16 protein-coding genes and 2 pseudogenes are annotated in these 13,628 nt (G+C 69.9%); 9 read left to right on the top strand and 9 right to left on the bottom strand.

Going from position 1 to position 13,628, the window contains the following annotated elements; genetic code table 11:
- Positions 1 to 26 precede the first annotated feature (26 nt).
- Genes AC069H_RS07550 through AC069H_RS07535 form a run of 4 tightly spaced genes read right to left on the bottom strand, consistent with a single transcriptional unit; the run spans position 27 to position 1,752 of the window.
- Complete coding sequence (locus AC069H_RS07550; RefSeq protein ID WP_478231704.1) at positions 27 to 245, bottom strand: hypothetical protein; 219 nt, start codon at positions 243 to 245, stop codon at positions 27 to 29.
- A gap of 33 nt (positions 246 to 278) precedes the next feature.
- Entirely contained in the window at positions 279 to 620 is a 342-nt protein-coding gene (locus AC069H_RS07545; RefSeq protein ID WP_478231703.1) for a VOC family protein, read from the bottom strand.
- Between the two features lie 36 nt (positions 621 to 656).
- Positions 657 to 1,313: a transcriptional repressor LexA gene (gene lexA / locus AC069H_RS07540; protein ID WP_340683553.1), complete on the bottom strand. Its 657-nt coding sequence runs from the start codon at positions 1,311 to 1,313 to the stop codon at positions 657 to 659.
- Positions 1,291 to 1,752, bottom strand: a complete 462-nt coding sequence (locus tag AC069H_RS07535; RefSeq protein ID WP_478231702.1) for a nuclear transport factor 2 family protein — start codon at positions 1,750 to 1,752, stop codon at positions 1,291 to 1,293. Before AC069H_RS07535 ends, lexA begins: the two co-directional genes overlap by 23 nt.
- Positions 1,753 to 1,880: 128 nt before the next feature.
- Here AC069H_RS07535 and AC069H_RS07530 point away from each other — a divergent pair, with 128 nt between their 5' ends.
- Positions 1,881 to 2,315: a hypothetical protein gene (locus AC069H_RS07530; protein ID WP_478231701.1), complete on the top strand. Its 435-nt coding sequence runs from the start codon at positions 1,881 to 1,883 to the stop codon at positions 2,313 to 2,315.
- A 1-nt stretch (position 2,316) separates the two neighbouring features.
- Here the strand turns inward: AC069H_RS07530 and AC069H_RS07525 are convergent, their stop codons facing one another.
- Positions 2,317 to 2,766 (bottom strand): MarR family winged helix-turn-helix transcriptional regulator, encoded by a 450-nt coding sequence (locus tag AC069H_RS07525; RefSeq protein WP_478231700.1) that lies wholly within the window; start codon positions 2,764 to 2,766, stop codon positions 2,317 to 2,319.
- Between the two features lie 53 nt (positions 2,767 to 2,819).
- Here AC069H_RS07525 and AC069H_RS07520 point away from each other — a divergent pair, with 53 nt between their 5' ends.
- Entirely contained in the window at positions 2,820 to 3,191 is a 372-nt protein-coding gene (locus AC069H_RS07520; protein WP_340683549.1) for a VOC family protein, read from the top strand.
- A gap of 24 nt (positions 3,192 to 3,215) precedes the next feature.
- Here the strand turns inward: AC069H_RS07520 and AC069H_RS07515 are convergent.
- Positions 3,216 to 4,034: pseudogene (locus AC069H_RS07515) on the bottom strand (helix-turn-helix domain-containing protein); the annotation flags it as partial.
- 102 nt (positions 4,035 to 4,136) lie between these two features.
- On the opposite strand from AC069H_RS07515, the gene AC069H_RS07510 reads away from it, so the two are divergent.
- The 3 genes and pseudogenes from AC069H_RS07510 (at position 4,137) to AC069H_RS07500 (ending at position 7,393) form a co-directional block, all read left to right on the top strand.
- Complete coding sequence (locus tag AC069H_RS07510) at positions 4,137 to 5,042, top strand: MBL fold metallo-hydrolase (RefSeq protein ID WP_478231699.1); 906 nt, start codon at positions 4,137 to 4,139, stop codon at positions 5,040 to 5,042.
- 10 nt (positions 5,043 to 5,052) lie between these two features.
- Positions 5,053 to 6,318, top strand: a complete 1,266-nt coding sequence (locus AC069H_RS07505) for a carboxylesterase/lipase family protein (protein ID WP_478231698.1) — start codon at positions 5,053 to 5,055, stop codon at positions 6,316 to 6,318.
- 99 nt (positions 6,319 to 6,417) lie between these two features.
- A pseudogene (locus AC069H_RS07500) lies at positions 6,418 to 7,393 on the top strand (FAD-dependent oxidoreductase).
- A gap of 1 nt (position 7,394) precedes the next feature.
- On the opposite strand, the gene AC069H_RS07495 reads toward AC069H_RS07500, so the two are convergent.
- Positions 7,395 to 7,919 carry a TetR/AcrR family transcriptional regulator gene (locus AC069H_RS07495; protein WP_478231697.1) on the bottom strand — a complete coding sequence of 175 codons (525 nt, stop codon included), beginning with the start codon at positions 7,917 to 7,919 and terminating at the stop codon, positions 7,395 to 7,397.
- 88 nt (positions 7,920 to 8,007) lie between these two features.
- Here AC069H_RS07495 and AC069H_RS07490 point away from each other — a divergent pair, with 88 nt between their 5' ends.
- The 4 genes from AC069H_RS07490 (at position 8,008) to AC069H_RS07475 (ending at position 12,463) form a co-directional block, all read left to right on the top strand.
- Positions 8,008 to 9,357, top strand: a complete 1,350-nt coding sequence (locus AC069H_RS07490; RefSeq protein ID WP_478231696.1) for a carotenoid oxygenase family protein — start codon at positions 8,008 to 8,010, stop codon at positions 9,355 to 9,357.
- Positions 9,358 to 9,384: 27 nt separating this feature from the next.
- Entirely contained in the window at positions 9,385 to 10,329 is a 945-nt protein-coding gene (locus tag AC069H_RS07485) for an RNA polymerase sigma-70 factor (RefSeq protein WP_478231695.1), read from the top strand.
- Positions 10,330 to 10,411: 82 nt separating this feature from the next.
- Positions 10,412 to 11,578 carry an NAD(P)/FAD-dependent oxidoreductase gene (locus AC069H_RS07480; RefSeq protein ID WP_478231694.1) on the top strand — a complete coding sequence of 389 codons (1,167 nt, stop codon included), beginning with the start codon at positions 10,412 to 10,414 and terminating at the stop codon, positions 11,576 to 11,578.
- 30 nt (positions 11,579 to 11,608) lie between these two features.
- On the top strand, positions 11,609 to 12,463 hold the full coding sequence (locus AC069H_RS07475) for an NAD(P)H-binding protein (protein ID WP_478231693.1): 855 nt from the start codon (positions 11,609 to 11,611) through the stop codon (positions 12,461 to 12,463).
- Here AC069H_RS07475 and AC069H_RS07470 read toward each other — a convergent pair.
- On the bottom strand, positions 12,439 to 12,969 hold the full coding sequence (locus tag AC069H_RS07470) for a hypothetical protein (RefSeq protein WP_478231692.1): 531 nt from the start codon (positions 12,967 to 12,969) through the stop codon (positions 12,439 to 12,441). The two genes, AC069H_RS07475 and AC069H_RS07470, sit on opposite strands and share 25 nt — an antisense overlap.
- Positions 12,970 to 12,973: 4 nt before the next feature.
- Complete coding sequence (locus AC069H_RS07465; protein WP_478231691.1) at positions 12,974 to 13,618, bottom strand: TetR/AcrR family transcriptional regulator; 645 nt, start codon at positions 13,616 to 13,618, stop codon at positions 12,974 to 12,976.
- Positions 13,619 to 13,628: the final 10 nt, after the last annotated feature.

Below are 13,628 nucleotides of genomic sequence, written 5' to 3'. Positions count from 1 at the left end.
TAAGAGAGCGATTGCTCCAAAACGCGTCAGGCGAAGAAGTCCGCCAGTACCTTCGCGAACACCTTCGGATCGGCGACGTGGCTCTGCCCCGCCACGATCCGCCTTGTCGCGTCCGGGAGCGCGGCGGCGACGGCGTCCGCGGCCGCCTCGAGGACGAGCGTGCCGCCGGACGACGCCCCGAACACCGACGCGGAGCCGCCGGCGGCCGTGATGAGCGCGTCGAGGTCTTCGAACTCCCGGTGCACCGAGTACGGCGGGGTGTCGCCGGCCGCTTGAGGTCAGGAATCCGGGGACCACACCGCGAGTTCGGCGCCGCCGGGCTCGCGGAAGTGGAACCGGCGCCCGCCGGGGAACGAGAACGGCTCGGCCGTGACGACTCCGCCCGCGGCCTCGACGGAATCCTTCGCCCGTTCGAGGTCGTCGGTGCGGATCGTCACCAGCGGCGCGGCCGTCCGCTGCGCGGTGTCCTGCTGGAAACCGAACGAGACCACACCGCCGCCCTGGACGTCGGTGTACGTCGGGCCGTACGCCGCCGCCGTCCACCCGAAGGCCGTTTCGAAGAATTTGCCCGAGCCCGCCGCCGAACTCGACGGGAACTCGACGAAGTCGATTTCGTACATGGTCCGGAAGCTACTCCGGACCACCGACAGAAAGTGTCAGACGCTGCGCAGGACCGACACCACGACGCCGAGCACGCTCGCGCGGTCCCCGTCGATGACGTCGTAGGCGGGGTTGCGCGGTTCGAGGTACACGTGGCCGTCGCGGCGGCGGTAGACCTTGACCGTGGCCTCTTCGTCGATCATCGCGGCGACGATCTGGCCGGAGTGCGCCTCCTGCTGCTGCTTCACCACGACGATGTCGCCGTCGCAGATCGCCGCGTCGATCATCGAGTCACCGCGCACCCGCAGCCCGAAGACGTTGCCGCGCCCGGTGAGTTCACGCGGCAGGGTCATCACGTCGTCGACATGCTCGACGGCCGAGATCGGCGTTCCCGCGGCGATGTCACCGACGACGGGCACCGGCACGGAGTCCTCTGTGGACGCTTTCGACGTGGTGCCGTGCAGGAAGGCGCGGACGTCGATGGGGCGGGAGATCGAGCTGCTGCGGCGGAGGAAGCCCTTCTCCTCCAGGGCCGCGAGGTGCTTCGACACCGAGGACGTCGAGCGGAGCCCGACCGCTTCACCGATCTCGCGTGTGCTCGGCGAGTATCCGTACTCCATCACCCATTCGCGGATGGTCAGCAGGATCTTCTGTTGCCGTTCCGGCAGGGAAGCGGCTTCCTCGAACAGCTCAAGATCTTGGTAGGCGGTCATCAGCGGAATGGTAGTTCGTGCAGGCCGCCGCGATCGCCGCGGTGTCCCAGTAGAACGGCCGCACCTCGGTGATGCGCCCGTCCTCGACGGTGATCGTCTGCAGGATCGGGAAGTCCAGCTCGCGGCCGGTGGCCCTGGCACGGGCGTGCACGTGGGTCAGGACGACCAGCGGGCTGGTCTCGCTCAGGAAGCTCTGCTCCACCATGTCGAAGACGTCCCAGGTGTCGCTCATCGCGGCGAAGAACCGCTCCATTCCCTCGTGGCCGCGCCAGATTCCGCCGTAGGGCAGGGAATCCGCCTGGTGCAGCACCACGGCGGGGGAGAAGAACGGGGCGAGCGGCGCGAAGGCGGCCTCGCCGGGGCCGCCCGCGGTGAGGTACTCGGCTTCCGCCGCGTACATGCCCTTGAGCACGGACAGGGCGTCTGTTGTCGTTGTCACGACGACCACTGTGGTGCGCCGCGTCGCCGATCGCTGGCGGTTATCCGTCGTGGAGATCGGCCGGATGGCGGCGCGGGCGAGCCGAAAGTCCGATCCCGCGGACGGTTCCGCGAGGTTGACTCGATCGTATGAACACGAAGATCACCGCGGCGGTCCTCGCCGCCGCGACGGCCACGGTCGCCCTGTCCGGATGCGGTCTCAAGGAAGGGCTGACCGAAAAGGCGAACGGGCACGTCAAGACGGTCGGCTACGCGACCGGCGCGGAGGGCAAGCGGGACGAGGACGCCCGCCTGCCGGAGTGGGTGCCGGACGGGGCGACGTCGGTCACCGAAGTCATCCGGACCACGGGTTCGGAGCGGCTCCTGAGGTTCACCGGTGGGACTCTGCCCGCCGTCTGCGTGCCGGGGGCGGCCGCGACACAGCCTGCCACCCTCGCCGCCCAGTGGTGGCCGCAGGGACAGGAAAGCCGGACCGACAAGGTCTGCGGTGAATGGCACGTGCTGGTCCAAGGCGCCGACGTGTACGCGTTCAAACCGGAAACGCTGGTGAGCAAGAGGTCTTGAGTCATTCCTCGGACGCGAGCGCGTCGGCGCAGGCGGCGAGGTCGTGGAGCAGCCGGTCCCGCTCGTCCGCCGAAAACGGCGTGAGCATCCGGTCTTGGACCGCGCGCACGACGCCGCTGGCGGCGCGGAGCCGTTCGCGTCCGGCGGGGGTGAGCGTGCTGGGCAGGGCGCGGCCCTGAGGCGCCGTCGTCGGGCGGGTGATGAGCCCGCGGTCCTGCAATCCGCGCAGGACCAGGTTCATCGACTGCCGGGTGACGAACACGGCCCTGGCCAGTTCCGCGTTGGACAGCCCCGGCCGCTGCGAGAGCACTTCGAGGCAGGAGTACTGCGGCACGGTCAGGTCGAGGGGGCGCAACGCGGTGTCCATCGCCGTCCGGAGCGCCGTCGCCGCTCGTTTCAGCATGTACCCCACCGCTTGGTCCAGAGGCCCGACCTGCTCACCTTGACTCATGTCAGCATCATGACATACGTTGGCTATGTCAACACACTGACATGGAGGACGACATGACCGTGACCGGACCCGATTTCTTCTCACTGCAGGTGCGCGACCTCGACCGTGCCGCCGCGTTCTACGAGACCCACCTCGGGCTGAGCAGGCTGCCCGTCGCACCGCCGCACGCGGTGGTGTTCGGCACGAAGACGATCCCGTTCGCGGTGCGGGAACCCGTGCCGGGCACGGATCTCGACGCCATCTCCCCGCGGCCGGGATCAGGGGTGGCGATGTGGCTGCACGCCGACGACGCGCAAGGCCTGCACGACCGGCTGGCCGACGCCGGCGTCACCATCCTCACGGAGCCGTTCGACGGGCCGTTCGGCCGCACGTTCGCCTTCGCGGACCCGGACGGCTACGCGATCACCGTGCACGACAAGGCCTGAGCCCGCCTGCCGGAGCAGCGCGAGGGCCTGCGCGTCGGACGAGCCGGCGGGGGTCGTGCACACGATCAGCAACTGATCCGGTGAACGGGCGATCGACAGGGTCTGCTGGGTCACCGTGACCGCGCCGACGACCGGATGCCGTAGTTCGTAGCTCTCGGCGTCACAGGGCCGCACGCGATGGTCGCTCCAGAGCGCGACGAACTCGGGACTCTTCATCGTCAGTTCGCCGATCAGTTCCGCGAGCAGCGGGTCTTCGGGATGCCTGCCGACGGCGATCCGCAGGCTGCCGACCACCGCGCGGACCTTCCGCTTCCAGTCGGTGTACAGGTCCCGGCAGTGCGGGTCCAGGAACAGCATCCGGCTCATGTTCGGCCGTCGCGCCGGGTCGTCCGGGGCGTGGAAGTCCAGATGCCCGCCCAGCAGGGCGTGGCCGAGGGCGTTCCACGCCAGGACGTCCGAGCGGCGGCCGAGCACCAGGGCGGGAGCGTCGACGGTACCCAGGAGATCCCGTGTCTCGTCGTGGAGCGTTTCGGGCCGTGGACGGCGTGCCCGCGGGGTGCGGCGGGCGGCGGTGGCGAGCCTTTCGAGGTGTTCGCGTTCGTGGCCGTCGAGCCGGAGCGCGCGAGCGATGGCGTCGAGCACCTCGGCCGAGGCGCCGCGCGACATGCCCTGCTCCAGCCGCGCGTAGTAGGAGACGCTGACTCCCGCGAGCTGGGCCAGTTCCTCGCGCCGCAGCCCGGCCACCCGGCGGCGTGCCCCGAAATCGCGCAGGCCGACGTCTTCCGGGCGCAGCCGAGCCCGTCGCGCCTGCAGGAAGTCGCCGAGCGGGCCAGGTCCGTCCATGAACCCGAGTATCCGTGGCGTGGCCACACTCAGCCACACCCTCCCAGTGGGAGGAAAAGCGGGGCGTGGTCCGGGCGCGCACGGGCCGCCAGGCTCGGTGGCATGGACGAGATCACCATCGGAGACGTCACGGTCACCCGGGTCAAGGAGTTCTACGGTTCGCTCGGCATGACGCCGGCCGAGTTCATGCCGGACAGCCCAGGCGGCGCGTGGGGCGAACACCGCGACTGGCTGGCGCCCGATTTCTGGAACCCCGAGACGAACGAGTGCCGTGCGGCGCTGCAGTCGTGGCTGATCCGCAGCGAAGGACGCACGATCCTCGTCGACACCGGGGTCGGCAACCACAAGGACCGGCCGTACGCGGCGGTGTGGAACCGCCTCGACACCGCCTACCTCGACAACCTCGCGGCCGCCGGGGTGCGGCCCGAGGACGTCGACGTCGTGGTCAACACGCATCTGCACATCGACCACGTCGGCTGGAACACGCGGCTCGACGGCCGCACCTGGGTGCCGACCTTCCCGAACGCCAGGTATCTGATGCCGCGGCCCGATTTCGACTTCTGGAATCCGGCCGAAGCGCACGATTCCGTGCTGGGGCGCGGAAATCAGAACGTCTTCGAGGACAGTGTCGCGCCGGTGCGCGAGGCGGGGCTGACCCATCTGTGGGACGGCACGCACCGCGTCGACCGGAATCTGCGGCTGGATCTCGCGCCCGGCCACACCCCCGGCTCGTCCGTGCTCACCCTGGAATCGGGCGGGGAGCGGGCGTTGTTCGTGGGTGACCTCGTGCACACCGCGCTGCAGATCGTGGAGCCGGACACCAATTCGCCCTATTGCGAAGACCCGGCCGGATCCCGGGCCACCCGGCACAAACTGCTCGGCCAGGCCGCCGACGACAACGCTCTCGTCTTCCCGGCGCATTTCGGCGCTCAGGGCGCCGTGCGCGTCGAGCGCCGAGGATCGAAGTTCGCGATCGCGCGGTGGGCCGGGTTCTCCGCCCTCTCCTGAGGAGTTTTTCGTGTACGTGCAAGCAGAAACCCCATCCGGTGTCGTGCGCGGCCAACGCGACTCCTCCGGTGAGCTCTACCGCGCCATCCCGTACGCGGCGGCGTCGATCGGGCCCGGCCGCTTCCTCTCGCCGACGCCGCACCCGGGCTGGTCCGGTGTCCGCGACGGCACGCGGCCCGGGCCGACGGCACCTCAGCCGGTGCGCGACTTCGGCGGGCTCGACATGACCCCGTATTTCGGACCCGGCTGGGTGCGCGGTGACGAGTACCTCACCGTCGACGTCCGGACACCCGCCGCGGACGACGGCCGTCGTCCGGTCATGGTGTTCGTGCACGGCGGCGGTTTCGTCACCGGTTCGGCCCGCGCCGCGCTGTACGACGGACGGGCGTTCGCGCGTGACGGCGTCGTCCTGGTGACGGTGAACTACCGCCTCGGCGTCCCCGGTTTCCTCGATCTGGAGGGTGCCCCACCCAACCGGGGGCTGCTCGACGTGCTCGCCGCGCTCGGCTGGGTGCGGGACACGGTCGCGGTGTTCGGGGGCGATCCGGACAACGTCACCGTCTTCGGGCAATCCGCGGGGGCGACGCTCACCGGCGCGCTGCTCGCGACGCCGGAGGCCAAAGGAACGTTCCGCCGGGCGATCGTCCAGAGCGGCAGCGGAACCGGCGCCTTCACACCGGAACAGGCCGCCAGGGTCACCGCGGCGGCCGCTTCCGCGCTGAGAACCGAGCCCACCGCGCGAGCGTTCGGCGAGATCCCGGACGAGCGGTTCGTGGAGATCCTGCCCGCGCTGGCCGGTCTCGATCTGCGGACCGAAACCGCCGAGGATCCGCTGGCCGGGCTGAGCCCGTTCAGCCTGGTGTCGCCGGTCCAGCCCGCCGACGGTCCTCTCGACGGCGACGTCGCGCTGCTCATCGGCACCAACACCGAGGAAGGAAACCTTTACGGCCGAACAGATCTCGGGCGGACACTGTTCGGCGCCGGTACCGAGCGGCTGGCAACGGCACACGCGCGGATCTCGGACGGCCACACCCACCGGTACTCGTTCGGCCATCGCTCGACGGCGTTGAACGGACGGCTCGGCGCCGCCCACACCGTCGAGTTGCCGTTCGTCTTCGACGTCGCCGGCGAGCCGTGGCTGCACGGGGAGACGGGCCTGCTCGGGCCCGATCCCGCCCCGGAAGGTCTCGCGGCCAGGATGCACGGCGCGTGGGTCGCCTTCGCGAGGACCGGCGACCCCGGCTGGTCCGGAGACACCGTCGAATTCTTCGGCTGACAGCGCCTGCCAGCCCGGTGCCAGCGTCGTGTGCGCCGCCTGCCAACGGCCCGGAGCACGCTCTTGAATGTCATTCCAGAAGCGCCTCGAGGGGTCACCATGAACACACCTGTCACGATCATCGGCGCCGGGCTCGGCGGCCTCACCCTGGCGAGGGTCCTGCACGTCCACGGCATCCCGTCCGAGGTCTACGAAGCGGAAGCGTCCCCGACTTCGCGTCTGCAGGACGGGATGCTCGACATCCACGACTACAACGGCCAGCTCGCCCTCCAAGCAGCCGGGCTGACCGAGGAGTTCCGCGGCATCGTCCTGGAGGGCCGTCAGGCGCTGCGCGTCCTCGAAGGGGACGGGGACCGTCCTGTTCGAACGGGGTGACGACGGCACGGGCGGGCGCCCCGAGGCGCAACGCGGGGATCTGCGGCGGATGCTGCTCGACTCGCTCCCCGAAGGCACCGTCCGGTGGGGGCGCAAGGCCGTCGGCGCCCGGACACTCGACGACGGCCGTCACGAGGTGACCTTCGACGACGGCACCACCGTCGTCGCGGGGCTCCTGGTCGCGGATCCGGCCGCTGCTCACCGACGCCGTTCCCGAGTACTCCGGCATGTCGTTCGTCGAGACCTAGCGGAGGGCGCGAGTATCAACGCCCACCGGGAAGCCGCGACACGCTGCACGCCTACGTGGAGCTCACCAAACCGCTGGAGTGGTTCGACGCCATCGACCTCACCGACGCCGAAGCCGCCAGGGCGCGGATCGCGGCGGAGTTCGACGGCTGGTCGCCGGAGCTCACCGCGCTGATCACCGAAAGCGACGTCGCGCCGATCCATCGTCCCGCCTTCGCCTTGCCGTCCGGGCCGCGCCGGGGAAGGCGCCAACCTTGCGATGCTCGACGGCGCCGAACTCGCCAAAGCCCTCGCCGCGCGTCCCGGCGACGTCGAGACCGCCCTCGCCGAATACGAGCAGGCCATGTTCGTCCGCTGTGAAACGCCCATGGAGGAGGACTTCCTGCTCGAAAGCGTCTTCGGCGACGACATCCCCGAGCGGCTGCTGAACCTGTTCGAGGAAAGGAAGGCCTGAGTCAGGCCGTGCCGACGGCGAGGGCCTTCAGGCCGCGGACGATCGTTTCCGCGCCGGGGGCCCGGTCCGGCGCGACGAGGTGCTGCATCATCACGCCCGCGATGAGGGCGAACTGGACGGCACCCGCCGCGTCGGCGTCGGTGGCGGACAGCCGTTCGCCGAGGACCTTCCGGGCTTCGTCCTGGGCGTCGGCGAGCCGTTCGCGAAGTTCCGGGAAGCGGATGGCCTGGGTGGCGCTCTCCAGGACGGCGGTCCACAGGTCGCGCTGCTCGGTGAAGGAGTCGACAAGGCCCTGCCAGGTGGTGGTGAGCGAAGCGTCCTCGGGCTCCCGCAGGCGCTCGACCACTTCGGTGGACAGCTCGATCATGGCCTCGTTCATGAGGGCCTCTTTGGAACCGAAGTGATACCCGATGGAGCCGAGGTTCGCTCCCGAGGCCGCGGTGATGTCCCGCGCGGTGGTGTGCGCGTAGCCGCGTTCGATCAGGCAGCGCTTGGCCCCGTCGAGGAGGTCCTCTCGTTGTCCCATGCGGTGATCCTAGCGGCAGGCTGTGACAAGCGTCTTATACAAATGTATTATACAAATGTTCAAGACGCTTCGTAGCAAGGGAACGACGATGAATCGCTATGTCCTCGGCAACTTCGCCCCGGTCACCGAAGAGATCACCGCCTTCGATCTGCCCGTCACCGGGAAGATCCCGGACGACCTCGACGGCCGCTACCTGCGTATCGGCCCGAACCCGCTCGGCATCGAAGACGCGTCGGCGCACATCTGGACCCTCGGGGAGGGCATGGTCCACGGCGTGCGCCTGCGCGACGGCCGCGCCGAGTGGTACCGCAACCGCTGGGTGCGGTCGGCCTCCGTGGCCGACCGGCTCGGGGAACCGCGGCGTGGGCAGGTCGCCGACGAGCGCCTCGACTTCGCGCCGAACGTCCAGGTCGCGGGACACGGCGGCCGCCTCTACGCGCTCATCGAAGGAGGCCTGGCCCCGTACGAGCTGACCGACGAACTCGACACCGTCGGGCCCGCCGCCCTCGGTGCGACGGAACAGGGTTTCTCCGCCAACGCGCACAGCAAGTACGACCACGCGACCGGCGAGCTGCATTCGCTGGCCTTCCGGTACGGCGCGGATTTCGTGCAGCACATCGTGATCGGCCCCGACGGGCGCAACCGGAGCGTCACTGACATCAAGGCGCCGACGCTGCCGTACATGCACGACTTCGCGCTCACCGAGCACTACGTGGTGTTCTACGAGTCCCCGATGGTCTTCGAGGCCGAACGTCTGGCGACGGGCGTGCCGTTCCACTGGAACCGGGAACTGCCGTCACGGCTGGGGCTGCTGCCGAGAGCGGGCGGGACGGTGCGGTGGTTCGAGACCGCGCCCGTCATGGTCGGTCACACCCTGAACGCCTTCGAGGACAACGGAACCGTGGTGGTGGACGTGGTCGTGCATCCCCGGCCGATCGACTTCGCCGACGTCGGCGCCTCGAAACCCGTGCTCGAACGCTGGACGGCGGACCTCACGGCCGACCGGGCCACGCGCACACTGCTGCACGGCCGCCCGCAGGACTTCCCTCGCCTCAACGGCCGGTTCGGCGGAAAGCCTTACCGCTACGGCTATTCGGCGGCGGCCGAGCTGTACGCCACGCCGAGCGCCACCGAACCGGACCGCCCCGACGAAGGCTTCAGCAGCGCTCTCCTCAAACACGACCTCCTGACCGGCGTCACCGAAGCCCACGAGTTCGGCCGCGACGCGAACGCGGGGGAGACCGTGTTCGTCCCGTCGGCCCGCGCGGCCGCGGAGGACGACGGCTACAACCTGGTCTACGTCCACGACCGCGACCGGGGTGCGGCGGATCTGGTGATCCTGGCGTCGCAGGACTTCACCGGCGAACCCCTGGCGAGGGTCCACCTGCCCACCCGTGTCCCGCTGGGACTGCACGGCAGCTGGATTCCCGCCGCCTGACTCCGGTGTGATGGCTAATCTGGAGCGATGCTGACCGGTGCGCGCGAGGTCGAGGTGTTCGAAGGGGCCCGTGGCCGGCTGGAGGCGATCGCGTATCGCCTGCTGGGGTCGGCGAGCGACGCGGAGGACGCGGTGCAGGACACTTTCCTGCGCTGGCAGTCCGCCGATCGCGAGTACGTCGAGACGCCGGAGGCGTGGCTGACGAAGGTGCTCACCAACCTCTGCCTCAACCGGCTCACCTCGGCGCGGGCCCGGCGGGAAACCTATGTGGGCCAATGGCTCCCCGAGCCGGTTTTCGCGGGGGACCGGATGCTCGGCCCGTCCGACACCGTCGAGCAGCGTGAATCGGTCTCCATCGCGATGCTCACGCTGATGGAGCGGCTCTCGGCCAAGGAGCGCGTCGTGTACGTGCTGCGCGAGGCGTTCGGGTACTCCCACGCCGAGATCGCCGACGTCCTCGACGTCACCGAGTCGAACTGCCAGCAGATCTACCGGCGGGCCAAGCAGCATCTGGCCGCCGACCGGCGCCGGGTGGAGGTCGACACGGCCGCGGCCCGCAAGATCGTCGAGGAGTTCCTCGCCGCGGCGCTCAGCGGCCGGACCGACGCGCTGGTGCGGATGCTGGCCGACGACGCGATCAGCGTGGGCGACGGTGGCGGTGTGCTCTTCTCGCTGCCGCGGCCGATCACCGGCGCGGTCCGGGTGGCGAGGTTCCTGCGCGGCCTCTTCAAGCCGAGCGCGGCCAAGTGGTCGTTGATCGGCGGCAAGCCCGAGCTGTTCTCCACCGTCGCCAACGGCGTGCCCGCGCTGGTGCTGACGGTGGAGGGCAGGCTCGTCGGCGTCGTCTCCTTGGAGGTCACCACCGACGGCATCACAGCGGTCCACGCCCAGGTGAACCCCGCGAAACTCGACCGCGCGGCGAGCCAGTGGGGCACCTCCGAGCACGGGGAACCGCTCACCGTCGCTTGGTGACCCGGATCACAGTCCGCCGCTGTCAGGTTTCGTGTCGCCGTCCGGTTCAGGAAGCGAACACCGACCGGACAGGAGTGAGACCATGAAGCACCGAATCGTCGTTCTCGGAGCCGGATACGCCGGAGCCAACGCCGCCGGGCGCCTTGCCAAGCGGCTGCACCCCGCCGACACCGAGATCACCCTCGTCAACGCCGATCCCGAGTTCGTCGAGCGGGTCCGCATGCACCAGCTCGCGACCGGCCAGGACCTGAAACCCCGCCTGCTGACCGACGTCTTCGCGGGCACGGGCGTGCGGGTGCGGACGGCGCGGGTCACCACGGTCGACACCGAACGCAAGACCGTCGCCCTCGACGACGGTGAAATCGCCTACGACACGCTCGTCTACGCGCTCGGCAGCGCGGCCGCGGACCGCGGCGTTCCCGGCGTCGCGGAACACGCTCACCACATCGACGGCAAGGGTTCCGCGCTGCGGCTGCGTGACCGTCTCGCCGCCCTGGCGGCGGGCGGAACCGTGCTCGTCGTCGGCGGTGGCCTCACGGGCATCGAAGCCGCCACGGAAATCGCGGAAGTCAGGCCGGATCTCGAGGTCGCGCTCGCGGCCCGCGGCGGTCTCGGCGCCTGGATGAGCGAGAAGGCCCAGCGTCATCTGCGCGGGACCTTCGAGAGGCTCGGCATCACCTTGTACGAGGACACCGACATCACACGTGTCGGGCCGGACGGGGCGATGACCGCGGCCGGCCGCGAGATTCCCGCCCAGGTTACCGTTTGGACGGCCGGTTTCGCCGTCCATCCCATCGCCGCCGCCACGACCCTGGACGTCTCCGCGACGGGACAGATCGTCGTGGACGACACGATGCGGTCGGTCTCGCACGCGGACGTCTACGCCGTCGGCGACGCCGCGCTCGCGCCGGGCGTGAACGGCATGCCACTGCGCATGTCCTGCGCCTCGGGAGTTCCCACGGCTTACCGCGCGGCCGACGCCATCGTCGCCGTTCTGACCGGAGGCTCGCTCCCCGAGAACAAGATCGGGTACACCGGCCAGTGCGTCAGCCTCGGCCGCCGCGACGCCGTCGTGCAGTGGGTGACCCCGGACGACCGGCCCAAGGACTCGGCGCTCACCGGCAAGACGGCCGCACGCCTCAAGGAGATCATCTGCAAGGCCGCGGCCTGGAGCATCTCGCATCCGACGTCGATGCTTCCCGTGCGCCGCCGCCGGATCGTCCCGGCCCCAGCACCCGTCAGCGTGTGACACCCCGCCCCGCCGAACAAGGGAACGATCATGATCCTGATCACCGGAGCGAACGGCGTCGTGGGACGTCAGGTGATGAATGTGTTGCTGAACCAAGGAATCGACGTCGCCGCGGTCACGCGCGGCGACGGGTCCGGGCTTCCCGGCGACGTGGAAGTCGTTGCCGGGGACCTGTTTCGCCCTGGCTGGATCGAGACGGCGCTGGAAGGTGTCGAAGCGGTCCAGATCAGCCCGCGTGCCACCGGTCCCGGCCTCGAAGAGCTGCTGAAGCTCGCGGCCGAGCGAGGTGTACGGCGTGTGGTGCTGCTGTCGGCCACCACCGTGGAGTACCCGGCCGGGGAAGCCCGTTTCGCCGCACAGTTCCAGTACGCCGAAGACCTCGTCACGCGTTCAGGTCTGGAGTGGACGGTGCTGCGCCTGGCGGATTTCGCCGCCAACGCGCTGGCTTGGGCACCGCAGATCAAGGCGGGCGACGTGGTGCGCGGCGCGTACGGCCGGGCCGCCACGTCCCCGATCCACGAAACCGACATCGCCGCAGTGGCCGCGCGAGCACTTCGCGGCGATCTCCCGGCGGAGTCGGTGTACACGCTGACCGGCCCGGGATCGGTGGACCAGCACGAGAAGGTGCGGCTCATCGGTGCGGCCATCGATCGGCCACTGTCCTTCCAGGAGCTTCCACCCGAGCAGGTACGGCAGGGCATGCTCGCGCAGGGACTCCCCGAGGAAGTCCCCGCCCGCCTGCTCGGCTCCCTGGCCGACTACAGCGAGCGTCCCGGACCGACGACCACCACGGTGGAAGAACTCCTCGGCCGTCCGGCGCTCACGTTCGACGGCTGGGCGCGCGACAACGCGGCGGCTTTTCAGGCCCAGCCGATCTTTTCGTAGAACGGCGTGATCCAGGCCCCGAACCGTTCCCCGTGGGCCTCCTGAGCAGCGGCCACGACGCCGTCCGGATCCTCGGCCGGCGTCAGGCCGCGCCCCCGGAGCCACTCGACGAACAGCTCGTGCGAGCCGCTGTGGTCGTCGTCTTCCTCGCGGTAGTAGTAGGCCGAATCGTGGTCGACCATGATCTCGGCGTCGAAACCCAGCAGCCGCAGTAAATCCGTGAACTCGCGGGCGACGACGTGCTCACCACCCTCGTCGCCGAAGACGACGACAGGCGACCGGGCGAGGTCCGTCTCGTCATCGGCTCGCCAGATCGCGTACGTCGAGCCGCTCCCGTTCGCCTGGGCGAAGGGGACCACCCGCGAGAGGAACTCGGGGTCGTCCAGCTCCTGGGGGAAGCGGCTTTTGTCGTCGTAGTCGTGCAGCTCGAAACCGTCGGCGAGGTAGTCGCGCGTCGAGTCGTAAAGGTCCTTCAGCTCGTTCAGGACTGGAATCGGTGAGTACACGCGGTCACCTTATGTCGCGACGGACTTCGGCGGCGTCGAGTGCGGGCGCGAGTGGTGCGAGTGCGGTGCGGAGCAGGTCGGGCAGTGAGCCGGACGGTACGACGAGCCCGCCGGCCGTGAGAGACGCGGCGCTCGGCTGGAGCCATCGCTGGAGCGCGATGCGCACCGCGGCGGTCACGCTCGCCGCGAGCACAAGGGCGATGTGCGGCGGGATGTTGCCCTGGCGTTGGGCGATCGCGTCGGCGAGGGGGAGTTCGAGCGCGCTGGTGGTGTCGGCGAAGGCGTCGCGCAGTGCTGGACGGGTGGTGATCAGCAGCAGCGCGTCGCGATGGTGTTCGCCCGGGTCGGTGTACTGCTCGACGATCGCTTCGATCACGGCGTCGGCGAGGCCGACTTCGGCGGGCCGGGCCACCACCGCCGCCGCGATCCGCGCTTCCCGATCGGCGGTGACGGCGGCGACGATGGCGTGCTCGCGGCTGGAGAAGTAGTTGTTGTAGGTCCGGGGCGAGACTCCGGCGGCTTCGGCGATGTCGTCGACGCGCACGTTCTCGGGACCACGCTCCAGGGCCAGCCGCAGCGCCGCCTCGCGCAAGGTCTTTCGGGTGGCCTGCTTCTTCTGATCGCGCAATCCGGTCCGCCGTGTCGTCACCGGCCGAGTA

The organism is Amycolatopsis sp. NPDC043887, assembly GCF_056435665.1.
The sequence above is the reverse complement of the archived record's forward strand: the minus strand, read 5'-3'. Positions and strand labels throughout refer to the sequence as shown.